This window comes from Tessaracoccus antarcticus (genome assembly GCF_003688855.1).
Taxonomy (GTDB): Bacteria; Actinomycetota; Actinomycetes; order Propionibacteriales; family Propionibacteriaceae; genus Arachnia; species Arachnia antarctica.
In genome coordinates this window covers 215,621-239,910 of sequence record NZ_REFW01000004.1, presented here as the reverse complement: position 1 = coordinate 239,910, position 24,290 = coordinate 215,621, and the positions used below count along the sequence as shown (strand labels likewise).

Below are 24,290 nucleotides of genomic sequence, written 5' to 3'. Positions count from 1 at the left end.
CTTGACGTCAAAAAACTCTGGAGGGGCACCCTCGTGCTCACAGAAGCCTGCCCGCGGTGCTGGGCTGCGAACCCTGGAAGCTATGATGAGGATCGCCCGCAGACTGCGGGCGTGGCCCTTCACCAGAGGGAAGCCGGTGGGAATCCGGCGCTGACCCGCAACCGCGATGCCGCACATTTTTGTCGGACGAGCCGGGATACCCGGGAGGACCACGTAGTAACCCACGTCGTGGACTGCGTGGCGTGACTCACGAGTCGCGCAGCCGGGCCACGTGAGGAGAAAGTCAGCCCGTGCCACATCCACATCGCCCCCAACGCCTCATGGCAGGGTTTGCCGCGCTCGGCATTGCTGCCGTGGGGATGCTGGCGATGCCGGGGGCCGCCCTCGCGGATGGTGTTGGCTGGCGAGACGGCTGGTGCAGGCCGAAAGAGGGGCAGACAGTTGTCATCGACTGGAACGAGGCCCCTGAGTCACTCCCAGGAGTCAGCGAAACGCAATTGATTCGCTGTATCAAACTGGGCGCGGACCAAACGTACCCAACAGAGGGGGATTCCGACTTGACGAACCCTCTGGAGTCAGCAGAAATCGCTTATGCAGACCCTTTGGGTGTTGTCACCAGCATCCACGGCATCAGTGAAGGCGATGGACGATCGTGGCGCTACATCCTTGGAAAGGTCGATGAGGAGGGGGGGAGATGGCTGGCAGGAGACGAGTGGAGACCTAAGCCACTTGTGGACAGTTTCGTGGGCATCACACTGTCCGCCACTGGCCAAGCCGAACCAGTCGCCGCGCCCCAGTTCGACCTGACGGAGCCCACGGAGACCCCCACCCTCACCGAGCCCGCGAGCCCCACGCCAACCGCATCGGAGAGCACCTCCGGCCCTGGACCAAGTGGCTCGGCGACGAGTCCAGTCCCCTCTGCGAGCGGGATCGCCACGCAGACGGCGACCCCGTCGGCCACTGCCTCACCCACCAACACCGCCACGAACACTCCCACCGGCGGAACCTCGAGTACGCCGACGGCCACCCCCACGACCACTGCACGCAGGACGACGACGCCCCCACGGACGCGGCGCCCCACGAGCCGCCCGACACGGCGCACCACTCCTCCACGCCGGTCCACCTATGAGCCGCAGCCACCCGCCAACCCACCGGTTCCACCCGTGCAGCAGCCACCACCACCACCACCACCACCACCAGTCATCGAGGAGCCGACCACGGGCCCCGCGGGTTCGGGAGAGACCACGGCCGCGGCCAACCCGTCGCCGTCGCGCGTCTGGGGCCGTGAGGACGTGAAGCGGCAGAGCGTCGAACCCACACGCAACGACAAGCCCGCACCCTGGTCGCAGCTGGCGGCCGTCGCCGGTGCTGCTGTCGTGGTGGGCGGGCTCGGTACCGCCTTCGCCCGTGGCCTGCAGACCTCCGTGCCGCCGGTCGTGGAGGACGAGTGATCCGCCGCACCACCACGCTTGCGCTGGCCACGCTGTTGCTCGCTGCCCCGTGGGCCGTGAGTCCCGCGGCCGCTGCACCCCCCGCCCAGGCAGCCACCCTCTGCGCCGGCTCCCCACGCGGCTGCGCATTGGAGACCAACGACTGGCTGCGCGAGGGCGCCACGTTCCCCGTCACCGTCATCGGCAACGCCAATGCGCGCATCCAGGTGGTCGTCTATCTCGCCGTCGCCACCGACGGCGTCCTGACGGAACTGCGCCCCATCAGCAGTGAGGCCGACGTCATCACCAACACCTCGGGAGTGGCACACACTGACGTCGCCATCCCCACCCTGGGCGCTGGTGGCGACTCCAGCGGGTGGGCACTCGTGAGCGTCGGCGGCATGCAGGACACCACGGAAACGCTGCAGACGGTTGGCCAGTTCGTCCCGTTCGGTGCCCGCGTACCGCTGATCCTGGGCGATGGGTACGGCGACGAGAAGCCCGCTGGCTCCGTCCTTGACCTGCAGTTCACCGGCACCATCCCGGGAACCCGCTTCGCCGTGGACTATGCCGACGCTGACGGCATCTGGCACGACACCACGGCCACAGCCGACGCCGCCCCCGCGAACACCACTGCAGCCGCCACACGTCCCGACGCCATCACCACGCTGCGCTACGTGGTGCCGCGCGGCCTGACATCGACGCCCCACAAATTCCGGCTCCGCAACGTGAGCGACTCGGCCATCTCGCCGTTGTGGCTGGCCACCCCCACCGTTGACGGCACACCCCGCGAACCCGCTGCGGCGTTCCAGCCCCCACCGGTGGGTGCGGACCTCACGGGGGCAAACCTCGTGGCCACCCACCCCGAAAAGTCGGTGGTGCTGGCTGCTGGTGGCGTGGCCGGACTGGCCCTGGTCGTGACCGTCGCGGGTGCAGTCACCGGCCTGAGACGGCGGGGAGGCCTCCGATGACCGACGGACATCCCCTGGTCTGGCTGTGGCTTCTGCTCGTGGGCAGCACCATCTCCATCAACACCACCAACCCCGTGCTGCTGCTGGTGCTGGTGGTGGCACTCGGCGCCACCGGGTTCATGGCGGGAGGGCCGCGCCGCGCCAGCTTTGTCACGGCCCTGGGCGCCGCCTTGGCCGCAGCCCTGGTCTGGGTGGGTCTCACTCTCGTTCTCCCGCGTGGTTCCGCCGCCGACGCCCTCCTCATGCTTCCCAGCTGGTCACCGGGCCCCGGTGTCACCTTCGGGGGCCCGCTGGGCCTCACGTCGGTGGTCGGCGGGTTGGTGGGGGCGCTGCGTGCGGCGGCAGTCGTGTTGCTGTTCGGGCTGGCCGGGCAGCTCGTGAGTGCCCGGGGCTGGCTGGCACTGTCACGCTCCACGTTGGGTGCAGGGGCCCCCGCACTCCACCCGCTGGCCTGCGTGGGAGAGGCCAGCGTGGAGGCACTGGCCTCCCGGCAGCGCGTGGCGCAGCAGCGCTGGGGCAGCGGTGCGGCCGCCGGATGGCTGACGTCACTGCTGTTGGCCGCCCGCGACATCGCCCGCGCAGACCGCCCTCGCGTGGCACCCCGCCCCGGCGTGGAGATCATCCGTCTCCTGATGCTGCTCCTCCTCACCGCCGGACCTGTGCTCGCGCTGGCCGCGGGAGTGCTTCCGACGGCGGTCACCACCCATCTGTTCGGCACCGACCTCATCGCCCTGGTGGTGGTGCTGGCCGTCGTCCTCGGACTGGCGCTACCGGGCACCCCTTCCCTCGTGTGGCAGTGGCGGGCCAGCGACGTCCCGCAGGCGGCCGCGGCCCTCGTGCTCACGCTCGCATGGGCACTGAGGGGCCCACTGGGCCAGACGGCTGCCCTGAATCCGCCCCCCGGGGATCTCACCGCTCTCCCGTGGGCCCTGGCCGGGGCTGCGGTCCTGCTGCCGCTGGCTGTGGGCCTGACCGGGCAGCGGACACCCCGGAGGGTGGCGGCCCATGCTTGAGCTCGCTGCGTTCAGCTGCGTGGACCCCGGGGGCCGCACCATCGGCGACCTCTCCCTCACGGCCGCCCCAGGCAGCATCACGGCCGTTGTGGGCCGCTCCGGCTCCGGTGGTGCCACGTTGGTGCGGGCTCTCGCCGGCGCGATGAACAACGGACGTATCCGCGGTACCGCCACCCTCAACGGACGACGGATCGACGGTGCCACCCGCGACGAACTGACCACCGCGGCCCTGTGGATCTCGGATGACGCCCTGCCGGGCGGCACCGTCGCCGACTGCCTGCGCATCCTCACGGGAGACACCTCCGCCGCTGATGACCTCGGCCTGGCCGACGACCTGGCGCGTCGCCTCACCTCACTGCCCATCGACCTGCGCCTCCGGTTGCACTGCGCCAGCCTCCTGCCCCGCGCCGGTACGACTGCACCCTCCCTCATCCTCGTGGACCGGGTGCTGGGCGCGGCCGATGCCGCCACACGCGACCGCTTCTGCACCCTGCTGCGCGACAGGGCACGCGACGGCGCCACCGTCCTGTGGGCGGAGCACGACCTCGATGCGGTCTGGGAGCACGCAGAGATCATCGTGGAACTCGTGGACGGGCGCATCGCCTGGCAGGGCCGGCCCGACGAGTGGCAACCCCACTCACTGCCCGAGCCGACGCTGCTGACCCTGGCCCGCGCCCTCGACGTCCCACCCGCCGACTGCCGCACGGCGGAGCAGACGCTCGAGACCCTTGAGGAGTCCGGGATCGTCCTGCCCCTGTTCCCCCGACGGACCGCCGACAGCGCCGCCCCAACAGGGTCGGGCACCCTCGTGGATGCCGCCACCGTCGGGTTGTCGGGGACGGCCATCGAGATCCGCCCCGGTGAGTGCGTGGGCATCATCGACACGGGTGGTCGCCCCGAGGCTCTGGCCCGCAGGCTCATCTCGAAGCTCCCGGGCGGCGACGTGGTGCCCAGCCAACTGCCCGGAACCCTGCGCATCGGCGCAGCCGCCCGCACGTGGGAGCGCCGGCACGACCTGCCCGTCGGGTCCGTCCTGGCGCACCTCCCGACGCTGCGTCCCCGCGCACTACTCGTGGACCTCAGCCCCGGCGAACTTGCCCTGTTCCGGCTGGCACTTGCCGGCGGCCCCACCACGCCGCTGTGGCTCTCCCACCCCCAGGCCGGCCTCGACCCGCGCGAACGCCACAGCCTGGCCGAGGACCTCCGGCGCCGCCCCGCCGGCACCCGTCTGGTGACGAGCCGTGACGTCGAGTTCCTCGTGCGTGCCTGCCACCGGCTCGTCGTGGTCTCCCACGACCACGTCATCGGCGACGGCTCCCCCTCAGCCGTCGCGAAACTGCTGCCCACAGAGCCGCTGGTCTGCCGCGCCGTCGGTTCCACTCGCTACCTTCGACTCACCGACGTCCTGGCCACCACCGAGACGCAGGTGCATGCATGACCCGCCTCCTCGCCGCTTGGCGTTCCCGCTCCGCCCTGCTCACCCTCGGGGTGCTGGGCGTGGGGTGGCTGGCGTGGCCCATCTGGTCCTCGTTCACCGCTCCCGGTCGCGATGCACTCCAGGCCGAGACACCGTTCCTGCTGGCCGCCCTCCTGTCCCTGCTGGCCGTACTTGCCACGTCGATCTGGCTGGACGCGGGTCGGAGGGCTTCCGTGTTCGGCCCGGTGCTGCTTGTTGCGCTCGTCGACGCACTGGTCAGGATGCTGCTGTCGCCAGGCGGCAGTGGCATCGAGCCGGTCTACGCCCTCCCACTTCTGGCAGGGGCCGCACTGGGCGCGCCCGCCGGGTTCCTGACCGGTGCGTTGGCGGCGCTCGCATCATCGGTGGCCATGGGCCTGGTCGACACGCCTCTGGTGGGACAGATCCTGGTGTGGGGCATGTGGGGCGCCGTGGGCGGATTTCTGCGCTTGCTTCGTCCCGTCGTGGCCTGGATGGTGGCAGTCCTCGCGTGCCTACCACTCGGTGTCCTCACCGGAATGGCGCTCAACATCACCGGCTGGACCGGGGAACGCGACGCCACCACCGGCGGCTTCCTCCCGGGGCTACCACCGTTGGAGGCGCTCCAGCGTCTGGTCGACTACACGCTGGCCACCTCAGTGGCCTTCGACCTCACCCGCGCGGCCGTCAACGCCCTCGTCATACTGGCGGTGGGCCTGCCCGTGCTGCGTGCACTGCGGCACACCCACGGCGCCCCAGCACCTGTGCCGCCCGCATCGGCGACACCCCCGCCGGACGTCGCCCCGGCCGCGTTGAGCCGTCGCCACCGCAGCGACACCCTGACAACACTCTGGAACACGCCCACCACCCAGGAGATTGAATGACTGCCGACACCAGCACACAGGCCGCCACGTTCCCGAGTCAGACGCTGGCCAGCGACGAGATGGCCGGCGCCGAGGCGACGCTGGAATCTTTGACGCGCTATTTCGACGCCACCGTCGTGGGCCAGCCGAGGCTGCGGCGCGCCCTCATGGCGACCGTCCTCAGCCGGGGCCACATCCTGGTGGAGTCGGTCCCCGGCCTTGCGAAGACGCTGGCCGCCAGCACCCTGGCCCGGTCCGTGGACGCCAGCTTCGCCCGCATCCAGTGCACCCCGGACCTGCTCCCCAGCGACATCATCGGCACCGAGGTCTTCGACCCTGCCACCTCCAGTTTCCGCACGGAGCTGGGCCCCGTCCACGCGCACTTCGTGCTCCTCGACGAGATCAACCGCTCCAGCGCCAAGACCCAGTCGGCCATGCTGGAGGCCATGCAGGAGCACCAGACCACCATCGGCGGCACCAGCCACCCGCTCCCGGCGCCGTTCGTGGTGATGGCCACCCAGAACCCCATCGAGGAGGAGGGCACCTACGTGCTTCCCCAGGCTCAGATGGACAGGTTCCTGATCAAGGAGGTCGTCGACTACCCCAAGCCCGCCGACGAGATCGAGGTCCTGAACCGCATCGAGCGCGGCACCTTCGAGACACCCGGCCCGCCCGTCGCCACCACCGCCGACATCCTCCGCCTGCAGGCGTTGTGCTCACGGGTCCACGTCAAGGACAGCATCAAGCGCTACATCGTGGAGCTCATCAACGTCACCCGGCGCCCCGGTGACTTCCTGGGCAGCGAACATGCCCGCTGGATCGAGTACGGCGCCAGCCCCCGTGGAGCCATCGCGTTCATGCAGGTGGCGCGTAGCAACGCGCTGCTGGCCGGCCGCAACCACGTGGTCCCCGACGACGTGGTGTCCATGCGCCATTCCATCCTGCGCCACCGACTCGTCCTGACGTTCGAGGCCATGGCCGAGCAGATCAAGCCGGACGACCTCATTGACGCCATCTTCGACGCTGTCCCCACGCCGTAGCCCATGGCCCGTCTGACACGCGTTCGACGCGCCATCGCGCTCGCCACCCGGCATCGGGTGGGCGGGTTGTATGAGGGCGTCCACTCCTCGCTGCACGCCGGGCGCAGCATGGAGTTCAACGACCTGCGTGAGTACGTGCGCGGCGACGACGTCGCCGAGATCGACTGGAAGGCTTCGGCGCGCAGCGGCGGTTCGCTGCTCGTGAAGCGTCACGTCGCGGAGCGACGCACCACCGTGATGGTGGCGGTGGCCACCGGGCGGTCCCTTGCCGGCATGGCCAGTCCCACCGAGACCAAGCTCGACGTGGCGATCCAGGTGGCCGGAGCGTTCGGCTCCCTGGCCACTCAGCACGGCGACTACGTGGGGCTTATCTGGTGCGACGGACACGACATCCGTGCGGCACGCCCCTCCACCCGGGACGTGGAACTGGAGCGGATGCTCGGGCACATCGAGGCCGCCTCCACCGCAGACCGGCCCGAGGGCGATCTGGGCCGCCTCCTGGAGGTCACGGCCACCACGCTGCGGCGCCGCGGCATCGTGGTGCTGGTCTGCGACGACGTCGACATCGACGCCGACCTGGAATCCCGTCTGCGGCGCCTGGTGGTGCAGCACGAGGTCATGGTGATCACACTTGCCGACCTGGACCCCACCGATCCCGCCATCGCCGACTCCCCCGTCGTCGGCCTCGACGACCAGCGTGAGCTGCTCAAGGAGTTGCGCCGCGACCCGCGGCTGCGGGAAGCCATCGAGGCCGACCGCACCGAGCGCGCGGCGCGCCGCACCACGGCACTGTCTCGCCTCGCCATCTCCTCGCTCCACCTTTCGGGCACGGACGGGCTGGTCCCGGCCGTCCTCAGCCTGGTGAGGAGCCACCGTCATGCCCGCTGACGTCCTGCTGGAGATCAACCCGCCCATCGGACTCGACTGGCGGTGGTGGGCCCTCGTTGGGCTCCTCGTACTGCTCGCCGCCGCGGTCATGGCCGTCGGAGTGCTCCGCTGGCGTTCGTTGGGGAGGGGACCCGCAGACACCAATGACACGTCGCTGCGCGAGCTGCGCTCCGCAGCGTTGTCGCGCATCAGCACCGCCACCGCCGACTACCACGCCGGTCGTCTGAACGCGCAGGACGCCGCCCAGCAGATTGGTCGGGCGGCACGCTGGTTCGCGGGCACCGCCTCCGACGGCGACGCCGACTACGAGACTGCCCTCCAGTTGGCGGCCGCCGCCCGGCGTGACCCCCGGCTGCAGCCCGTGGCCAGCTTCGTCACGGGTATCCAGGACCAGTGCTTCTCCCCCACGGCCCAGCCCGACGTCGACGCCGTGGCCGGCGGGGCCGAGGAGGTGATCCGGCAATGGCGCTGACCCAACCCTGGTACGGACTCGCAGTCCTGGTGGTCCTGGCCGCCGTGGGGATCGCCGCATGGTTCTGGCCCGGGCGCCGTCGCTCCGCAGCGGGCGCGTTGCCACTGGCCGGCGCCGCCCGCATCCGTGCACTGCCCCGCTTCGCCGAGCTCGCGAAGGCGCAGCTCCGGTGGCTCGTCATCGAGTCCTGCTGCCTCGCCGTCGCCGGGGCGGGCGTGGCGCTGCTGGCCGCCCGGCCGGTGTCCGCGAGCACGGTCTCCGAGGAGCGCAGCAACCGAGACATCGTCTTGTGCCTGGACGTCTCGGGCTCCATGTCGCAGGTGGACCGCGCCGTCATCAACAGCTTCACCGACCTGGCGGCAAACCTCGACGGGGAACGCATCGGCTTCGTGCTGTTCGACGCCTCCGCCGTCACCATCTTCCCGTTGACCGACGACGCCGCCTACATCCAGCAACACCTCAGGGAGACCGCCGAGGCGCTGGGGGGCAGCCAACTGGCCGGCACCCGCGTCGGCGACCTGGGGTCCTCCCTCATCGGCGACGGCCTCGCCAGTTGCCTGCAACGCTTCGACAGGACCGACGCGCAGCGGTCGCGCACCGTGGTGCTCGCCACTGACAACCAGGTGGGCGGAACCCCGCTGTTCTCCGTCGAGCAGGCGGCGGCCCGGGCTGTGAAGGGCGGCGTGCTCGTCTTCGGGATCGTCCCGTCGGACAACAGCGTCATCGCCACCGACGACCTCACCGCACACCTCAGGCCCACGGGCGGGGACGTCATGCTGCTCGGCCCGGAGCCGGACCTGTCGTCCATCACCCGCGCGGTCGAGGCCCAACAGCGCGCCGTCATGACGGGTCGCGCCCGCAGCCAGTCGGTGCCGCTGGTGTGGCCGGGTGCTGCACTCGCGCTTCTCGGCCTGGCCGGCGCATCACTGTCGCACCGGCGGAGGGTGGCGTCATGATCCTGACTCCGCTGTGGCCGCTGCTCGCGGCTGTCGTCGTCGTGCTGGCCCTGCACCTCTGGGCATCGCGCGGCTCGCTGCGCTCGGGATCCGCGTGGCGCCGGCTCTGCATCCTCCTGCTGCTGGGCGCCGTGGCGCTGCAGCCCGCCATCGCCGGCAGCGACGAGCCCCCCGCTCCCACCGCCACCGACGTCGTCATCGTCCTCGACCGCACCACCTCCATGGGCGCGCAGGACTGGGACGGGCAGCGCCCCCGTATGGACGGCGTGGCCGCCGACGTGTCCGCCCTGGTCGCGGCCATGCCGAGCGCCCGCTACAGCGTCGTCGTCATGGACAACGACGCCCGTATCTCGGTTCCGTGGACCACGGACACCACCGCCCTCGTCACGTTCGCGGAGACGGTCGGGTGGCGTGAGGAGAGCTTCGGCATCGGAAGCGACATCTCGGTGGGCAAACCCGTGGCCGAGCAGCTTCTGGAGGATTCCTCCCGGTCCCGGCCCCAGGCCCGCCGATTCCTGGTCTATCTCGGCGACGGGGAACAGACGATGGAGGCGGTCCCCGCCTCTTTCGACACGTTGGCCCCACTCCTCACCGGCGCCATGGTTCTGGGCTACGGCACCCAGCAGGGGGGCGTCATGGCGTTGCGCCCCGACACCGATGAACTCGTGGAGCGCGACGGCGTCGCGCAGCTGTCCCACATCAACGAGACCACGCTGCAGAGGATCGCCGACGAACTCGGCGGCACGTACTACCACCGCACCACCCCCGGGGGTCTGCAGTTCTGGGCCGACGGCGCCGGTGCTGCCTCGGGCGAGACCGGCACACCCGACTACTCGTTGGCGTGGCTGCTGGCGATCGGCGCGGCCGCACTCCTGTCCGTCGACGGCTGGTTCACCATCCGGCAGGCCCGCCGGGCACACAGGGAGGCACGCGCATGACCCCGAAACCACGCAGAGCCCACTGGCTCGTGCTGCCGGGGCTGATCTCTGTGTCGCTGCTCGCGGCTGCACTGGTCCTCGCCCTGCAATTGCTGTACCTCCGGGCGGGGAACACCTCCTGGCAGGAGCGCGACAACACCGGCGCCGAACTGCAGTACTCACGCTCCATGTCGGTGTCGATGGTGAACAAGTGGATCCCTGTGCACAACCGGGGCGTGGCACGGTTCGAACTGCAGCGCTGGGACGCGGCCGCCGACGACTTCCAGCAGGCCGCCTCCCTCGCCCCTGCAGAACGACAGTGCACGGTACGGCTCAACTGGTCGCTCGCCCTGGAGTCCGGTGCCGATGCCCTCCGCGATGCCGACGACGTCCCGGGCGCCCTGGTGCGCTACACGCAGGCCCAGGTGGTGCTCGCCGACACCACATGTCCGAACGAACCTGCCCCGGGGGGTGGCACCCTGGCCGACGCGTGGAACGAGGCGAGGCAGCGCGTGGAGTCCAAGACATCCGAGGGCAACGCCAACTGGACCCCTCCCGAGAAGTCCACGACCTCCGAGGAACGCACTGACGAGCTGGATGAGCGCGCGAAGCAGGCCCAGGAGGAACGGCAGCGCGCCGAGGAGCAGGGTTCCGGCTCTGAACCCGTCGATGGTGGCTCCGGCGAACGCAACTGGTGAACCCCACCCATGCCGAAAAGTGCTGGTCAGTGTAGGGTCAGAGCTGTCCAGCTGTGGGGGAATTCGGTGCGAATCCGGAACTGACCCGCAACCGTGACGGTAGGGCCCTCGTGGCCCACCGAAGTCGGAGCACCTGCCTGGATAAGAACGGTTTCATCGTCGTGGTCTGCGGTGGGTTCGGTGCATTTGCGTGCGCCCATACTTGTTTTCAGCAGGCCTCCTGATCAAGGAGTCCCTTTGTCCCTCGTGAAACGCACAGGCGCTGTATTCGTCGCGCTGTTGCTCACACTCACCCTGGTGGCGCCGTCAACGGCGCACGCCGACGCCACCGATGACGCGAGCGTCACCAACGCCTCGACGTGGATCGCCGACACGTGGAAGACCAAGCGCAACCAGTTCTTCGCGGCTGGCACCACTGCTGACGGGGTCATCGCGCTGAGCGCCGCCAACAAGGAGCCAGACACTGTTCGCTCCATGCTGCTGGACCTCAAAGGGCGCGGGCCGGCCTACGCAGCCGACAACCCGGCGGGCCTCGCAAAGATGATCCTGACGGCCGACGTCGCCGGTCAGAACCCGCGCACCCTCTTCGGCTGTCAGCGCGACCTTGTGGCCGAACTGAAGGCCATGGTGACAGACGGGCCAGTGAGCAGTGGCGAGTACTGGGGGCCCTACCTCATAGCCATCGCGCTCACGCGGGCGGAAGAGCAGGTGCCCGATTGGGTCATTGACTACATGCAGGCGCATCAGGAGGGCGGGGGTTTCGGGTACAGGGAAGGGAACAAGTTCGTCGCTGACCCCGACTACACCGCTGTCGGGATTTCAGCCATGCAATTGGTGGCCACGAATGACAAGGTTTCCGCGACCCACCGTTCTGCGGCAGCCCAGAGCGTCTCTGACGCCGTGGACTGGTCCCAGAACGTGTTGAATCGACGCTCCGACGCCGCCGGCAACTACTACTGGACCACGTACTCCCCAGCCAACTCCACAGGAATGCTCGCCAGCGCGCTCCGTGAGGCGGGAGAGGACATCACGTCACCGGTGAAATTCCTCAAGGCACAGCAGACCCTCACGAAGGCCGGGGGTTGGGGCTCCGAACTCAACGACACAAAGCCCAATGTCATGGCCACGACCCAGGCCGTCCTCGGCATCATCGGGAAGGGCTACGGCACCGCCCACAGCACCCAGGTCGGGGACTTGGCGAACTGCACGAATGGGGGCAAGCCCGCATTCCAAACGCAACCGCAGTCACTTTCTGTCGACTCCGGGAGCAGCGCGACCTTTACTGCCTACGCAGCTGGAGATCCCAGCCCGGCCATCACGTGGCAAAAGGATGTCAAAGGCACTTGGACCGCCATCTCCGGGGCCAATACCCCCACGCTGATCCTCGACAAGGTCGGAGCAGACGTCAACGGCCTCAGGGTCCGTGCTGTCGCCAGCAACACGGCAGGTAGCGCCACGTCGTCTGTCGCCACCCTCGCCGTCAAGCCCGTCGCTCAGCCAAGCCCCAGCCCCAGCCCCACTGTGAAGCCGACGCCCCCGAAGACCGTGTACAACACCCCGGGCGACAGGACGGTGAACGGCCGCAACTGGCGCACCACCTGCGAGCCGTACTCGAAGACCACGCGGTGCCGCACCCTCATCGAGGCCACCACCGTCAGCCAGGTCAACGGCCGGTTCGTGACCAGCAAGGGATACGTCTTCAACAACCTGACCTACCTGCCGTCGCCGCGTTCCCTGTGGAAGACCAATCCACTGGGAGGCAACGGCAAGCCCAAGGCAGACGTCACGTGGACTGCTGCTGATGGCCGCACGTGGCGCACCGAGTGTGACACCGCCACCACCGGGCGCAATGGCTGCCGTACATATGCCACCGCCCGCGTGATCGACATCATCTCCCGGCCGGGTCAGCCCACCACCTACAGGTGGGTCACCAAGGAGATCTTCAACAACATGGTCCAGTTCTCGTGACCTCCGTCCCCGCTTCTGCAGAACAACTGAAGGAACCCCGATACATGTCACGCATCACACGATGGCTCGCAGGCGCCGCATCCGTCGGACTCCTGCTGGGCTTCGTTGCCCCCGCCGCAGGTCACGCCGACGACGCCGTGGCAGCAGCCACCAACCACGCCGGACCGTGCGTCGGTGACACCGGCGTCACGGTGGTCCTCGACTACCAGGCACTCGGCGGCGGCACGGACATCCGCTGCTCCACCGAAACCCCCGAGACGGGCGTCGACGCCGTCCGGGCCGCCGGATTCTCCTACGACGGGGTCACCCGCTGGGGCGATGGATTCGCCTGCCGGCTCAACGGCCGCCCCGCCGTCGACGAGGTCGTACCCCTCACCGGGAACCCCACCTACATCGAGAAGTGCGTCAACACTCCCCCCTCAAACGGCTACTGGTCCTACTGGCACTCCACCGACCAGGGCCAGGAGTGGGAGTACTCGAACATGGGGGCATTGGGTTACGAACCCTCCGCCGGCGAATGGGAGGGCTGGTCGTTCTCGCTGAACGCCACCGCCTCCTCCAACCCGGAGCCGCGCACCAGCCTGGCTCTGGCCGAGTACGACAATGCCGCCAGCACCGCGCTGGCCGCCGACTGGATCGCCAGCCAGTGGGACGCCGACGCGGACCAGTTCGCCGCCGGACTCGCCGACGGCATCTCCGCGCTCGCCGCAGCCGAGGCACACCCGGACGTCGTCTCCGAGATGGTCGACGGACTCAGGACGACCGCCGCCGACTACATCACCCAGGCGGACTCGCTGGCCAAGGTGCTCATCGCCCTGGACATGACCGGCCAGGACACGCACCACTTCCTCAGCTGCGAGCGCGACCTGACCGCCGAACTCGACACCTTCATCGCTGACGATGCCAAGAGCCTCAACAACTGGTGGGGACCGCACCTGGTCACCATTGCCCTGAACCGCCTCGGCAAGCCCGTCCCCCAGAACGTGTGGGACCTGCTGGCCAAGCGCCAGGTCGCCAACGGCGGCTTCGGCTCCCCCGATGACACCGGCCTGGCCCTGTCCGCACTGGTGGGCACGAGGGACAACGCACTCAACCCGGAGGCCATGCGCGAGGCAGCCACCGTGGCCATCCAGAAGACCGTTGCCTGGGCCAACAACCCGGCCAACCAGAAGGTCAAGAACGGAAACCACTACTGGGCCACCTTCTCCGCAGCCAACTCCACCGGCATTCTGGGTGGCGCTCTCGCCGAGGCCGGTGAGGACATCAGCTCCCCGCAGGCCTTCATGCGTGCTCAGCAGAAGCTGACCGGCGTCGGAGCCTGGCAGAGCGTCATGGACCGTACCGCCCCCAACTACATGGCCACGACGCAGGGCATCTTCGCCGTCGCCGGCAGGAGCTACGGCACCTCAACCCTTGAGGTGCCCCGCACCACCCCCACGTGCTCGATCGCACCGGCCTTCAGTACCCAGCCGTCGTCCATCACGGTCACCGCGGGAGAGACTGCAACCTTCACTGTCGTCGCCACTGGCGACCCCACTCCGGGCATCACGTGGGAGAAGGACGTCAACAGCCTCTGGACCCCCATCCAGGGCGTCACCGGCGCCACACTGACCCTGGGCAACGTGGACAACGTCTCCAACGGCCTCAAGGTCCGCGCCGTCGCCGCCAATGGCGCCGGGTTTGCAGTCTCCGACATTGCCATCCTCACGGTGGCGCCCGTCGCGAGCCCGTCACCGAGCCCGTCACCCAGCGTCAGCATCAGCCCCTCGGCCAGCCCGTCTCCGAGCGTCACCGTCAGTCCCTCGGCCAGCCCTTCACCGAGCGTCAAGCCCTCGCAGCCCGCGACGGTCTACAACACGCCCGGCTACCACGACGTCAACGGCCGCCGTTGGTTCACCACCTGCGAGCCGTACTCCGTCACACAGCGTTGCCGCACCCTCATCGAGGCCACCACCGTCCGTGAGGTCGGTGGCACGTTCGTCTCCTCCAAGGGATGGGCGTTCAACAACCTGACCTACTTGCCGTCTCCCGCGTCGGCCTGGAAGGGCAACAAGCTTGCGGAGACCGGTTCCTTCGTCGGTACCGACGGCCGCCAGTGGCGCACCGAGTGCGGTACCCCCGCCACCGGTCGCAACGGCTGCCGCTCCTACATTGCGGCCAAGGTCGTCGAGAACGTGGCAAAGCCCGGCCAGCCCGTTCGCTACGGCTGGGTCACCAAGGAGATCTTCAACAACATCGTGCAGTTCTCCTGACACGTGACAAGTTCACCGACGGCCGTGCCGGGGACCGGGATTGACTTCCCGGTCCCCGGCACGGCGTCCTTTCCGGGCAGGAGGAGGCATCCACATGTCTACAAGTACGCTGGGAGCTGACATGCACCCCGCATCCCGCTCCGGAGCCTGGTCCGCCCTGCTCGCCAGGATGGGCCTCGCCATCCTCCTTGCCCTGATGCTGGTCCCGGCGGTGGCCCACGCCGATGACCTGGCCGAACCCCCACCTTCATCCCCCGGCGCCAACGCCGTGGGGTCGTGCCTGCTCGCCAACCAGGTCTGGCTCCTCGTCGTCGACGTCGATGACGAGATCCTGGCCAACCAGTGTGTGGGGACTCCCGCCTCCGGCGAGGAGGCGCTGGCGCGCGGCGGCATACAGATCCGTTTCTCCGGTGGCCGCCTCATCTGTTCGATGTCCGGGCACCCCGAGCAGTGCCCCGCCACGTTCACGGGCTCCTACTGGAACTACAACTTCGGCGCCGCCGGCACCTCCTATGCGTTCTCACAGGAGGGTGCCTCCAGCCGCCGTCCCGTCCCGGGTGGCATCGAGGCGTGGTGCTACAACGCCCCTGAGGAGAAGACCTGCACCCCGCCCCTGTTGAGAATCCTGTCCAAGGGCCAGCAGATCATGGTCCCGGGGGCCGACGCGTCCGACTACATCGATCCTCCCGTCACGGCCAACGAGCCCGTGGCCGTGCCCGCCACCACACCCTGGGCCCTCATCGGCACCGGCGCCGTCATCGTGGTGGCCGTTCTGGTGCTGCTGTGGTGGCGCCGCCGAAGTGGCCCCAGCACTGGCCAGGTGGGCGGGCGATAACATGCCCCGGCTGATCACCCGCGTCGCGCCGCTTCCCCCGGACGCAGTCACCCGCTCCGCCCCGGTGCTGCGCACCACCCATCCGTGGGCATGGTGGGCGTGGGCACTCTGCGCGGGTGTCACGGCCAGCCTCACCCTGAACCCGCTGGTTCTGGCGCTCGTCGCTGTGGCACTCGTCACCGTGGTGCTGGCCCGTCGGGACGACGGCCTGTGGGCGCGGTCCCTGAAGTTCTACCTGCTGCTTGGCGCCTTCATCATCGTGGGCCGGGTCATGGTGCGGCTCTTCATCGGGGGCAGCACCACCGGGACCGTCGTGTTCCGGCTCCCCGAGATACACCTGCCGGCGTGGGCAGCGGGCATCCGGCTGGGCGGCCCCGTGACGGCCGAGGAACTGGTGTGGGCTGCCACGGACGCCACCCGCCTCGCCACCATCCTGCTCTGCGTGGGCGCCGCGAACTCGCTGGCCAACCCGCGCACCGCCCTGAAATCCGTGCCCGCCGCCCTGCACGACATCTCCGTGGCCGTCGTCATTACGCTCACCGTGTTGCCGCAGTTGATCGCCTCCACCCATCGGGTCCGTCGGGGGCGGCGTCTCCGCGGTAACGCCGTGCGCGGACTTCGCGGGCTGGCCGCGACCCTGGTCCCCGTCGTCGAGGACGCCGTGGAGGGCTCCATGACGTTGGCCTCCTCCATGGAGGCCCGCGGGTACGGCCGCACCCGCGGCCAGCAGAAGGTCCCGGGGCACACCACCGTCGCCCTCTTGGCGGCGCTGGTGTCCCTCCTGCTGGGAGCGTTCGTCGTGCTCGGCGTTCCCGCCTCGCCCGTGACCGTGCTCGGACTCGCACCCGAGCGCTGGCTGGCCCTCTTCCTGCTGGCCGTGGGCGTCGGACTCGGCGCGACGGGCCTTCGCAGCGCCGGCCGACGCCTGTCCGTCACGCGGTACCGGCCGGCCCCCTGGGGTGCCCCTGAAAACCTGGTGTGCACATGCGGCGCTCTCGCCGTCGCCGTCGGCCTGTGGCTGACCAGCCCACTGGGGTATCCCGACCAGCTCAATCCCCCACCGCTGACACTCACCTGGCCGGCGTTGCCGCTGCCGGCGATCCTGCTGCCCCTGCTGCTGGCCCTGCCGGCGGTGCTCACCCCCCGACCCCAGAGAGCCGGAGGCCGCTGATGATCCACTTCGAGCACGTGTCCATCACGCAACCCGACGCCACCACCCCCGTGATCGCGGACGCCACCTTTTCCATCCGCGACGGTGACCTGTGTCTGGTGATGGGTCGCACAGGAACGGGCAAGTCCACTCTGTTGGGCGCCATCAACGGACTGGTGCCGCACAGCAGCGGCGCCACGCTGTCCGGGGACGTCACCGTGGCGGGCCGCTCCACCCGCACCCACAGGCCCCGCGACCTCGCCGACGTCGTCGGCTGGGTGGGACAGAACCCGCTGGCCGGCTTCGTCACCGACGTGGTGGAGGACGAAGTAGCCTACGGCATGGAGCAGCTGGGTCTGTCGCCATCAGTGATGCGAAAGCGTGTGGAGGAGACCCTGGACCTCATGGGGATCGCGGACCTTCGTCGACGCTCCCTCATGGAACTCTCGGGAGGCCAGCAGCAGCGGGTCGCCATCGCCGCCGTCCTGGCGGCCCAGCCCCGCGTCCTCGTGCTGGACGAACCCACCTCCGCCCTGGACCCCACTGCCGCCCAGGATGTCCTGGCCGCCATCGCCACACTCGTCCACGACGTGGGCCTCACCGTCGTCCTGGCGGAGCACCGGCTGGAACGCGTGATGCACGAGGCCGACACCGCCCTCTGGCTGCCCGGCGACGGCCGAGTGGTCTCCGGCACAGCCTCCGACATCCTCTCCATGGCCGACACCACACCCCCTCTCGTGGAACTCGCCACAGCCATGGGGTGGCCTGAGGTACCGCTCAGCGTCCGCGCCGCCCGGCGCCGCATCCGCGACCATGGCCCCCATCTGGATCTGAAGGCTGCCCCCGAGCTCCGGGAGGCCATGTCCTGGCGCGGGGACGGGCACCCACCCGTGGCGCAGCTGCGCGACCTGCGCGTGACGTACGGCGACATCACCGCGGTGGCGGGCGTGGACCTGGACCTGCACGCCGGCACCACCGTCGCGCTCATGGGGCGCAACGGTTCCGGCAAATCATCGCTGCTGTGGGCGCTGCAGGGCGCCGTCCCCAGCTCCGGGCAGGTGAGTGTCGACGGCCGCGACCCGCGGCGGGTGGGCGACGACGAGGCGCGCCGGCTCGTGAGCCTGGTGCCCCAGAGTCCCGCCGACCTGTTGTACCTGGCCGACGTCGACGCGGAGTGCGCGCAGGCCGACCGGGAGTCCGGCGTCGCCGAGGGCACCGCCCGATCCCTGCTGCTGCGGCTCAGCGCGGACCTGCCGGGGGAACGGAACCCCCGCGACCTCTCGGAGGGTCAACGGCTCGCCTTGGTGTTGGCCATCCAGCTGGCAGCCAGCCCGCGCGTGGTGTGCCTCGACGAACCCACACGGGGCCTCGACTACGCCATGAAACGCGAACTCACCCGCATCATCGCCGCGCTGGCAGCCCAGGGGACGTGCGTCGTCGTGTCGACGCACGACGTGGAGTTCGCCGCCCAGACCGCGGAGCGCACCATCGTGCTGGCCGAGGGTGAGGTGGTGGCAGATGGCACCACCAGGCAGGTCTGCAGTTCCTCCCCCAGCTTCGCCCCTCAGGTGACGAAGGTGTTCCACCCGGCCGACGTCATGACGGTCGCAGAGATCTCTGCTGCGAGGGTGACGTCGTGAGAACGGCCTCGGCCGTCCCCGTCCGGGCGCGTTCCACGGTGGTGCTGGCTGTCGCCGCCCTCATAGGGCTGGTGGCGTTCGTGTGGCCGCTGTTCGTGGCGCCCGGCGCTGCGCTCGACAACTCGTCGCAGGGTCCGCTGGTGTTCGCCCTGCTGCTGCCGGTGGTCATCGTCATCGTGCTGACGGAGCTGACCTCGGGCAACATTTCCCCGAAGGCGTTGGCCATGCTGGGTGTGGTGGCGGCGCTCGGCACCCTCACCCGACCCCTCGGTGCCGGCACGGCCGGCATTGAACTGATCTTCTTCCTCCTCATCGTGGGTGGCAGGGTGTTCGGGCCCGGTTTCGGGTTCCTGCTCGGCAACACAACGCTCCTGGTCTCCGCCCTCGTCACCGGCGGGGTGGGGCCGTGGTTGCCGTACCAGATGCTCGCAGCCGGCTTCGTGGGGCTGGGCGCGGCCCTCCTGCCGCGGGTGGGTGGATGGCTGGAGATCGTGCTGCTGAGCCTCTGGTGCTGCGTGAGCGCGTTCACCTACGGCTGGCTCATGGACCTCGCGTTCTGGCCGTTCGCTCTGGGGACCGGCACCGACGCCAGCTTCCTCGCAGGAGCGCCCGTGCTGGAGAACCTGCGCCGATTCGTGGTCTACAACGTGGCCACGTCCATGGGCTGGAATCTGATGCGCGCCGTCGTCAACGTGGCCGCCATCGCCTTGTTGGGTCCCGCCATGCTGCGGATCCTGAGGCGCGCCGCCCGCCGCGCCCACTTCGTCGCCTGACCCGCCGCGAAGCACCGGCAGGGCAGCACCGAACCGCTTCCGGCGTGCCCGCCGCGAGGCACGAGCAGTGGTGTATCCACTGACCGTCTCCTGCACACGCCACTCGAGGGCAACGGCGCAGAGAAGCAAACAACCCCCCACGCATGCGTGGGGGGTTGTGCTGTTGGCCTGGGCCAGATCAGCGCTTGCTGTACTGCGGGGCCTTGCGGGCCTTCTTGAGACCGGCCTTCTTGCGCTCCTTGATGCGGGCATCGCGGGTCAGCATGCCTGCCTTCTTCAGGGCGGGGCGGCTGGCCTCTTCATCCACAGCATTCAGCGAACGGGCAATGCCGAGGCGAAGGGCGCCGGCCTGTCCCGTGATGCCGCCGCCATGGATGCGGCAGATGACGTCGTAGGAGTCGGTGACACCGGCGGTGACGAACGGGTCCGACACGTGCTGCTGGTGCACCTTGTTGGGGAAGTAGTCCTCAAGGGTGCGGCCATTGATGAGCCACTTGCCGGTGCCCGGGAAGATGCGGACGCGGGCGATTGCTTCCTTGCGACGGCCGGTGGCGGCGGAGGGTGCAACCACCGCGGGACGCACCTGGCTGCCAGCAGCGGCAGCCGGGTTGGCGTCGGAGCGGTAGGCGATCTCGCGATCCTGCTCGTCGGTGAAGGGCTTGATCTCGGAGGTGGTCTCTTCGACCGTCTCTTCGGTTGGGGTCTCAGTCATCTGTTGGCTCTCTCGACTCACTGTGCGATCTGGGTGATCTCGAACGCCTGCGGCTTCTGCGCGACGTGCGGGTGCTCGGGGCCACCGTAGACCTTGAGCTTGCTGATCAGCTGGCGGCTGAGCTTGTTCTTGGGCAACATGCCCCACACAGCGCGCTCGACGGCCTTGCGGGGATCCTTGTTGAGCAGGTCACCGATGGCGATCTGCTTCAGGCCGCCCGGGCTGCCGGAATGCGAGTAGCGCATCGAGTCGGTTCGCTTGTTGCCACTGAGGGCAATCTTGGCTGCATTGACGACGATGACAAAGTCTCCGCCATCCACGTGCGGCGCGAACGTGGGCTTGTGCTTGCCGCGCAGAAGCGTGGCAACCTGGCTGGCGAGGCGACCAAGGATGATGTCTTCAGCATCAATCACAAGCCAGTTCCTGGCGTTGTCGCCGGGCTTTGGGGTGTACGTGGACACGGACGCAGACCAACTTCCCATTCGTTAAAACTCTCATGAAGGCTGCGCTCGAATCCTCGACTCGTGCTTGGCACGGCAAGTCGGCGCGCAACAGCTACATAGCTTATGTCCCAAGGGCGTGCCGGTCAAAACGACACCGCCCCCCAAGCCCCCGCAAGGGAGGACGTGTGGACCTGAGCAACGTTACCCGCATTGCGGCGCGCCCGCGAGTCGGCTCCCGGTGGCCCGAAAACAGACCGCCGAGGACATCACCCGACACGCTCACCGGAGCCGCGATTCCCCGCAGGGCAGGCTCCGGCCGGGACGCCTCGGCCAGACGTCGGGGTGCCGGGGGTGCCTGGGGGCTGGAGAGCCCACCTCCTCCGCATGGCGTGCGATGGTGACGGCGCCTCGTCCCCGGGATTCAGAGCGAGTGCAGGGGCCTCTGGTCGGGGCGCAACGAGGAGCGGTCGACGATGCGCTTCCCGAACGGGAAGCACGTGACCGGGATCATCTTGAGGTTCACGATGGCGTCCAGGATGCCGATGATCGTCAGGGACTGGGCTATGGCGGTGAGCACGTGCCCGATGGCGAGCCACCATCCACACAGGACGAACCACACGACATTGGCCAGGCCGCTGGCCACGCCCGCCCCCGGCTTCGCCACGACGGCCTTGCCGTAGGGCCAGAACACGTAGCGGGCCATCCGGAACGATGCGATGCCGAAGGGGATGGTGATGATGAAGATGCAGGCCAGGATGCCTGCCAGGAAGTACAGCGCCGCCAGCCAGATCCCGCCGAAGACGAGCCAGATGATGTTGAGGATGGTGCGCATGGTGGCCTCCCAGGGCTGATCGGATGACCTCACCAGTCTACGAGGAGGGTGATTGCCGTCACGCTCGATACTCTGGCTCGGTGGATCAGACAGAAGAGCGCGTGCACCGCGACGTCGTCAGCTTCGTGCGGCGCAGCAAGCGCATGAACGACTCCCAGAAGGGCGCGTGGGCGCGTCACGCCTCCACGTTCGTCCTACCACTGCCCGTCGGTGACGTCCCCACCTCGGTGGCCGATGGCGCACACGTGGACTGGGACACCACTTTCGGCAGGCAGGCGCCTCGCATCGTGGAGATCGGATCCGGCGTGGGCGACTCCCTCGTCCCCATGGCGGCGGCGAGGCCCGACGTCGATTTCGTGGCCTTCGAGGTGTTCAAACCCGCCGTCGCCTCCACGCTCGGCCGGATCGGGCGGGCAGGGATCACCAATGTTCGGATCGCCATGGTGGACGGTTCCCGCGGGCTGGATCGGCTCTTCGACGACGCCACCCTGGCGGAGGTCTGGACGTTCTTCGCAGACCCGTGGCACAAGACCCGTCACCACAAGCGCCGGCTGGTCACCCCGGCCTTCGGCGACGTGGTGGCCTCCAAGTTGGTGCCCGGCGGGCTGTGGCGGCTGGCCACCGACTGGGAGGACTACGCACTCTGGCAGCGGGACGCCCTCGACTCCCACGGCCACCTCGTCAACGTGCACGACGGCTGGGCCCCGCGCTGGGAGGGGCGCCCCATCACCAAGTACGAGCAGCGGGGCCTCACTGCCGGGCGCGCCACGCACGACCTCACCTACGAGCGCGTTCGGTGATGCGCTGGCGGTTGGACATCGCCTACGACGGCACCGACTTCCGCGGCTGGGCCACGCAGCCCGGGCACCGCACGGTGCAGGAGGTGCTCGAGTTCCACATCACGCGGGTCCTGCGACTACCGCAACCGGCCAGGCTGGTTGTCGCTGGCCGCACCGACGCCGCCGTGCACGCCCGGGGCCAGGTGTGCCACCTGGACGTGCCCTTCCTTTCCGGTGACGGCAACCCCTCCCCCGCCGAGTTGCACCGCCTGCTGGGCAGGGTGCTGCCCAAGGACGTGGTCGTCCGCGCCGTCGTCGAGGCCCCCGAGGGCTTCGACGCCCGCTTCTCCGCCATCTGGCGCCGATACTGCTACCGAATCATTGACTCCCAGCACATCCCCGACCCGCTGCACCGCCGCCACGTCGTGGCCGTGCGGCACCCCGTGGACGTCGACGTCCTCAATGCCGCCGCCCCGGACCTGATGGGTCTGCGCGACTTCGCCGCCTTCTGCAAGCCACGGGACGGTGCCACCACCATCCGGGAACTGAGTGAGCTGTCCGCCACGCAGCGCCCCGACGGCGTCATCGAGATCCACCTGCTGGCCGACGCGTTCTGCCGCTCCATGGTCCGCTCCGTGGTGGGGGCTCTGATCGCCGTCGGCGGCGGCCGCCGGGATCGCGTCTGGCTCGCTGACGTCGCCTCCCACCCCCAACGCCACCACCACATCCTCGTGATGCCCGGCCACGGGCTGACGCTGGAGGAGGTGGGCTACCCCACCGACGACGGCCTCGCGGCCCGCGCCCAACTCGCCCGTTCGAGACGGACCCTGGAGGATTCGTGAGCCATTACTTCACCAACGACGACAGTCCGCTCGTCACCCGCACTATCCGGGCGACGATCTTCGACAACGCTCTGGAACTCGAGACGGCCAACGGTGTCTTCTCCGGGTCCCGCCTGGATCTCGGGACCAGCGTCCTGCTGCGCACGGTGGCGGCACCGACCTCCGGCCACGTCCTGGACCTGGGCTGCGGGTACGGACCCATTGCCGTGGGCCTGGCAGTGGCATCGGAGGGCATCACGGTGGATGCCGTCGACGTGAACGAGCGGGCACTGGCACTGACGGCCCGGAACGCCGAAGCACTGGGTGTGGCCGACCGTGTGAACGCCGTGGCACCCGACGACGTCGCGGCCGGCGTCTCCTACGACGAGATATGGTCCAACCCGCCGATCCGCATCGGCAAGGACGCTCTGCACGAGCTCCTGCTCCGGTGGCTCCCACGGCTGAAGGACGACGGCACCGCCTACCTGGTGGTCAGCAAGAATCTGGGCGGCGACTCCCTGGCTGCCTGGCTGACCGATCAGGGATGGACCACCAGCAAGCTCGCCTCCGCCAAGGGCTTCCGCGTTCTCATTCTCCGAGCCGGTGAACAAACCTCCGCATAGGATGGGCTGGGTAAGCGCGGTTGATCGCGCAGTCACCGGCATCTAGAGGAGTCGACTATGACCTACACCCTTCCCGACCTGGATTACGACTACGGAGCACTCGCCCCGCACATCGCCCCGGAGATCATGGAGCTGCATCACAGCAAGCACCATGCCACCTACGTCAAGGGCGCCAACACTGCGCTCGAGCAGCTCGCAGAGGCCCGCGCCAGTGGCAACCTCGGGGCAGTGAACAAGCTCGAGAAGGACCTCGCGTTCCACCTGGGTGGCCACATCAACCACTCCGTGTTCTGGAAGAACATGTCCCCGGACGGCGGTGGCCGCCCCGAGGGCGAGGTCGCGTCCGGCATCGAGGAGTTCTTCGGTGGCTTCGAAGCCTTCCAGAAGCACTTCAACGCCGTCGCCAATGGTGTGCAGGGCTCCGGCTGGTCCATGCTCGTCTGGGACACCCTGGGCCAGCGCATGAACATCAACCAGCTGTTCGACCAGCAGGGCAACCTGCCCTCCGGCCAGATCGCACTGCTGCAGCTCGACATGTGGGAGCACGCCTACTACCTGCAGTACAAGAACGTGAAGGGCGACTACGTGGACGCCTGGTGGAACGTCGTGAACTGGAACGACGTGGCCCAGCGCCTCACCAAGGCGCAGGCCGCGGGCAAGGCCCTGGCCTGAGTTTCCGCGAAATGTGACGCACGGCCCCGGGAGCAATCCCGGGGCCGTGTTTCGTTCAGCGCCTTCAGGCCCCCCAGCCCGAGACTGCCCCGGGAACAAAACCGGGA

General features: G+C 69.1%; 24 protein-coding genes and 2 riboswitches. Of the genes, 21 read left to right on the top strand and 3 right to left on the bottom strand.

Annotation, left to right across the window (positions count from 1 at the left end; all coding sequences use genetic code 11):
- Positions 1 to 127 precede the first annotated feature (127 nt).
- Positions 128 to 201: riboswitch (cobalamin riboswitch) on the top strand.
- Between the two features lie 542 nt (positions 202 to 743).
- The 17 genes from EAX62_RS16570 to EAX62_RS14115 all read left to right on the top strand — a co-directional run bounded on the left by EAX62_RS16570 (position 744) and on the right by EAX62_RS14115 (position 19,301).
- Positions 744 to 1,451: a hypothetical protein gene (locus EAX62_RS16570; RefSeq protein WP_147454115.1), complete on the top strand. Its 708-nt coding sequence runs from the start codon at positions 744 to 746 to the stop codon at positions 1,449 to 1,451.
- Positions 1,448 to 2,401 (top strand): hypothetical protein, encoded by a 954-nt coding sequence (locus EAX62_RS14190; protein ID WP_121902381.1) that lies wholly within the window; start codon positions 1,448 to 1,450, stop codon positions 2,399 to 2,401. Before EAX62_RS16570 ends, EAX62_RS14190 begins: the two co-directional genes overlap by 4 nt.
- Positions 2,398 to 3,414, top strand: a complete 1,017-nt coding sequence (locus tag EAX62_RS14185) for a hypothetical protein (RefSeq protein ID WP_121902380.1) — start codon at positions 2,398 to 2,400, stop codon at positions 3,412 to 3,414. Before EAX62_RS14190 ends, EAX62_RS14185 begins: the two co-directional genes overlap by 4 nt.
- Positions 3,407 to 4,852 (top strand): ATP-binding cassette domain-containing protein, encoded by a 1,446-nt coding sequence (locus EAX62_RS14180; RefSeq protein WP_121902379.1) that lies wholly within the window; start codon positions 3,407 to 3,409, stop codon positions 4,850 to 4,852. The genes EAX62_RS14185 and EAX62_RS14180 overlap by 8 nt, the downstream gene beginning before the upstream one ends.
- Positions 4,849 to 5,733: a hypothetical protein gene (locus EAX62_RS14175; RefSeq protein ID WP_121902378.1), complete on the top strand. Its 885-nt coding sequence runs from the start codon at positions 4,849 to 4,851 to the stop codon at positions 5,731 to 5,733. The genes EAX62_RS14180 and EAX62_RS14175 overlap by 4 nt, the downstream gene beginning before the upstream one ends.
- Positions 5,730 to 6,752 carry an AAA family ATPase gene (locus EAX62_RS14170; protein WP_121902377.1) on the top strand — a complete coding sequence of 341 codons (1,023 nt, stop codon included), beginning with the start codon at positions 5,730 to 5,732 and terminating at the stop codon, positions 6,750 to 6,752. The genes EAX62_RS14175 and EAX62_RS14170 overlap by 4 nt, the downstream gene beginning before the upstream one ends.
- A 3-nt stretch (positions 6,753 to 6,755) precedes the next feature.
- The gene (locus tag EAX62_RS14165; protein ID WP_121902376.1) at positions 6,756 to 7,640 is read left to right on the top strand and encodes a DUF58 domain-containing protein; all 885 of its coding nucleotides are present in this window, start codon (positions 6,756 to 6,758) and stop codon (positions 7,638 to 7,640) included.
- Complete coding sequence (locus EAX62_RS14160) at positions 7,630 to 8,112, top strand: hypothetical protein (protein ID WP_121902375.1); 483 nt, start codon at positions 7,630 to 7,632, stop codon at positions 8,110 to 8,112. The genes EAX62_RS14165 and EAX62_RS14160 overlap by 11 nt, the downstream gene beginning before the upstream one ends.
- Positions 8,103 to 9,068, top strand: a complete 966-nt coding sequence (locus EAX62_RS14155; RefSeq protein WP_121902374.1) for a VWA domain-containing protein — start codon at positions 8,103 to 8,105, stop codon at positions 9,066 to 9,068. The genes EAX62_RS14160 and EAX62_RS14155 overlap by 10 nt, the downstream gene beginning before the upstream one ends.
- The gene (locus EAX62_RS14150) at positions 9,065 to 10,006 is read left to right on the top strand and encodes a vWA domain-containing protein (protein ID WP_121902373.1); all 942 of its coding nucleotides are present in this window, start codon (positions 9,065 to 9,067) and stop codon (positions 10,004 to 10,006) included. Before EAX62_RS14155 ends, EAX62_RS14150 begins: the two co-directional genes overlap by 4 nt.
- A complete protein-coding gene (locus EAX62_RS14145) occupies positions 10,003 to 10,683 on the top strand; it encodes a hypothetical protein (protein ID WP_147454114.1) in 681 nt (226 codons plus the stop codon). Before EAX62_RS14150 ends, EAX62_RS14145 begins: the two co-directional genes overlap by 4 nt.
- Positions 10,684 to 10,700: 17 nt before the next feature.
- A riboswitch (cobalamin riboswitch) is annotated at positions 10,701 to 10,838 on the top strand.
- Between the two features lie 91 nt (positions 10,839 to 10,929).
- Positions 10,930 to 12,651, top strand: a complete 1,722-nt coding sequence (locus tag EAX62_RS14140) for a hypothetical protein (RefSeq protein ID WP_147454113.1) — start codon at positions 10,930 to 10,932, stop codon at positions 12,649 to 12,651.
- Between the two features lie 44 nt (positions 12,652 to 12,695).
- Complete coding sequence (locus EAX62_RS14135) at positions 12,696 to 14,903, top strand: immunoglobulin domain-containing protein (RefSeq protein WP_121902370.1); 2,208 nt, start codon at positions 12,696 to 12,698, stop codon at positions 14,901 to 14,903.
- Positions 14,904 to 14,997: 94 nt separating this feature from the next.
- On the top strand, positions 14,998 to 15,738 hold the full coding sequence (locus tag EAX62_RS14130; protein WP_147454112.1) for a hypothetical protein: 741 nt from the start codon (positions 14,998 to 15,000) through the stop codon (positions 15,736 to 15,738).
- 1 nt (position 15,739) lies between these two features.
- Positions 15,740 to 16,909, top strand: a complete 1,170-nt coding sequence (locus EAX62_RS14125) for a CbiQ family ECF transporter T component (protein ID WP_121902368.1) — start codon at positions 15,740 to 15,742, stop codon at positions 16,907 to 16,909.
- Positions 16,909 to 18,528, top strand: coding sequence for an ABC transporter ATP-binding protein (locus EAX62_RS14120; protein WP_121902367.1), 1,620 nt, complete (start codon positions 16,909 to 16,911; stop codon positions 18,526 to 18,528). The genes EAX62_RS14125 and EAX62_RS14120 overlap by 1 nt, the downstream gene beginning before the upstream one ends.
- Positions 18,525 to 19,301 (top strand): ECF transporter S component, encoded by a 777-nt coding sequence (locus EAX62_RS14115; RefSeq protein ID WP_121902366.1) that lies wholly within the window; start codon positions 18,525 to 18,527, stop codon positions 19,299 to 19,301. Before EAX62_RS14120 ends, EAX62_RS14115 begins: the two co-directional genes overlap by 4 nt.
- Positions 19,302 to 19,479: 178 nt before the next feature.
- Here the strand turns inward: EAX62_RS14115 and rpsI are convergent, their stop codons facing one another.
- The 3 genes from rpsI to EAX62_RS14100 all read right to left on the bottom strand — a co-directional run bounded on the left by rpsI (position 19,480) and on the right by EAX62_RS14100 (position 21,288).
- A complete protein-coding gene (gene rpsI, locus EAX62_RS14110; RefSeq protein WP_121902365.1) occupies positions 19,480 to 20,013 on the bottom strand; it encodes a 30S ribosomal protein S9 in 534 nt (177 codons plus the stop codon).
- A 17-nt stretch (positions 20,014 to 20,030) separates the two neighbouring features.
- A complete protein-coding gene (rplM, locus tag EAX62_RS14105) occupies positions 20,031 to 20,474 on the bottom strand; it encodes a 50S ribosomal protein L13 (RefSeq protein WP_121902364.1) in 444 nt (147 codons plus the stop codon).
- A 403-nt stretch (positions 20,475 to 20,877) separates the two neighbouring features.
- A complete protein-coding gene (locus tag EAX62_RS14100) occupies positions 20,878 to 21,288 on the bottom strand; it encodes a YccF domain-containing protein (protein WP_121902500.1) in 411 nt (136 codons plus the stop codon).
- An 80-nt stretch (positions 21,289 to 21,368) separates the two neighbouring features.
- On the opposite strand from EAX62_RS14100, the gene trmB reads away from it, so the two are divergent.
- The 4 genes from trmB to EAX62_RS14080 are packed head-to-tail and all read left to right on the top strand — an operon-like array spanning position 21,369 to position 24,183.
- Positions 21,369 to 22,088, top strand: coding sequence for a tRNA (guanosine(46)-N7)-methyltransferase TrmB (trmB, locus tag EAX62_RS14095; RefSeq protein ID WP_233557971.1), 720 nt, complete (start codon positions 21,369 to 21,371; stop codon positions 22,086 to 22,088).
- A complete protein-coding gene (locus EAX62_RS14090; protein ID WP_121902362.1) occupies positions 22,085 to 22,909 on the top strand; it encodes a tRNA pseudouridine synthase A in 825 nt (274 codons plus the stop codon). The genes trmB and EAX62_RS14090 overlap by 4 nt, the downstream gene beginning before the upstream one ends.
- Positions 22,906 to 23,511, top strand: coding sequence for a class I SAM-dependent methyltransferase (locus EAX62_RS14085; RefSeq protein WP_121902361.1), 606 nt, complete (start codon positions 22,906 to 22,908; stop codon positions 23,509 to 23,511). The genes EAX62_RS14090 and EAX62_RS14085 overlap by 4 nt, the downstream gene beginning before the upstream one ends.
- Before the next feature lie 57 nt (positions 23,512 to 23,568).
- The gene (locus tag EAX62_RS14080) at positions 23,569 to 24,183 is read left to right on the top strand and encodes a superoxide dismutase (RefSeq protein WP_121902360.1); all 615 of its coding nucleotides are present in this window, start codon (positions 23,569 to 23,571) and stop codon (positions 24,181 to 24,183) included.
- Positions 24,184 to 24,290 lie beyond the last annotated feature (107 nt).

What these genes read in the sequence shown, in the direction of transcription:
- EAX62_RS14185 (WP_121902380.1), top strand. Translation starts at nt 2,398, where the DNA reads ATGACCGACGGACATCCCCTGGTCTGGCTGTGGCTTCTGCTCGTGGGC.
- EAX62_RS14180 (WP_121902379.1), top strand. Translation starts at nt 3,407, where the DNA reads ATGCTTGAGCTCGCTGCGTTCAGCTGCGTGGACCCCGGGGGCCGCACC.
- EAX62_RS14175 (WP_121902378.1), top strand. Translation starts at nt 4,849, where the DNA reads ATGACCCGCCTCCTCGCCGCTTGGCGTTCCCGCTCCGCCCTGCTCACC.
- EAX62_RS14170 (WP_121902377.1), top strand. Translation starts at nt 5,730, where the DNA reads ATGACTGCCGACACCAGCACACAGGCCGCCACGTTCCCGAGTCAGACG.
- EAX62_RS14165 (WP_121902376.1), top strand. Translation starts at nt 6,756, where the DNA reads ATGGCCCGTCTGACACGCGTTCGACGCGCCATCGCGCTCGCCACCCGG.
- EAX62_RS14160 (WP_121902375.1), top strand. Translation starts at nt 7,630, where the DNA reads ATGCCCGCTGACGTCCTGCTGGAGATCAACCCGCCCATCGGACTCGAC.
- EAX62_RS14155 (WP_121902374.1), top strand. Translation starts at nt 8,103, where the DNA reads ATGGCGCTGACCCAACCCTGGTACGGACTCGCAGTCCTGGTGGTCCTG.
- EAX62_RS14150 (WP_121902373.1), top strand. Translation starts at nt 9,065, where the DNA reads ATGATCCTGACTCCGCTGTGGCCGCTGCTCGCGGCTGTCGTCGTCGTG.
- EAX62_RS14145 (WP_147454114.1), top strand. Translation starts at nt 10,003, where the DNA reads ATGACCCCGAAACCACGCAGAGCCCACTGGCTCGTGCTGCCGGGGCTG.
- EAX62_RS14135 (WP_121902370.1), top strand. Translation starts at nt 12,696, where the DNA reads ATGTCACGCATCACACGATGGCTCGCAGGCGCCGCATCCGTCGGACTC.
- EAX62_RS14130 (WP_147454112.1), top strand. Translation starts at nt 14,998, where the DNA reads ATGTCTACAAGTACGCTGGGAGCTGACATGCACCCCGCATCCCGCTCC.
- EAX62_RS14125 (WP_121902368.1), top strand. Translation starts at nt 15,740, where the DNA reads ATGCCCCGGCTGATCACCCGCGTCGCGCCGCTTCCCCCGGACGCAGTC.
- EAX62_RS14120 (WP_121902367.1), top strand. Translation starts at nt 16,909, where the DNA reads ATGATCCACTTCGAGCACGTGTCCATCACGCAACCCGACGCCACCACC.
- rpsI (WP_121902365.1), bottom strand. Translation starts at nt 20,013, where the DNA reads ATGACTGAGACCCCAACCGAAGAGACGGTCGAAGAGACCACCTCCGAG.
- EAX62_RS14100 (WP_121902500.1), bottom strand. Translation starts at nt 21,288, where the DNA reads ATGCGCACCATCCTCAACATCATCTGGCTCGTCTTCGGCGGGATCTGG.
- EAX62_RS14080 (WP_121902360.1), top strand. Translation starts at nt 23,569, where the DNA reads ATGACCTACACCCTTCCCGACCTGGATTACGACTACGGAGCACTCGCC.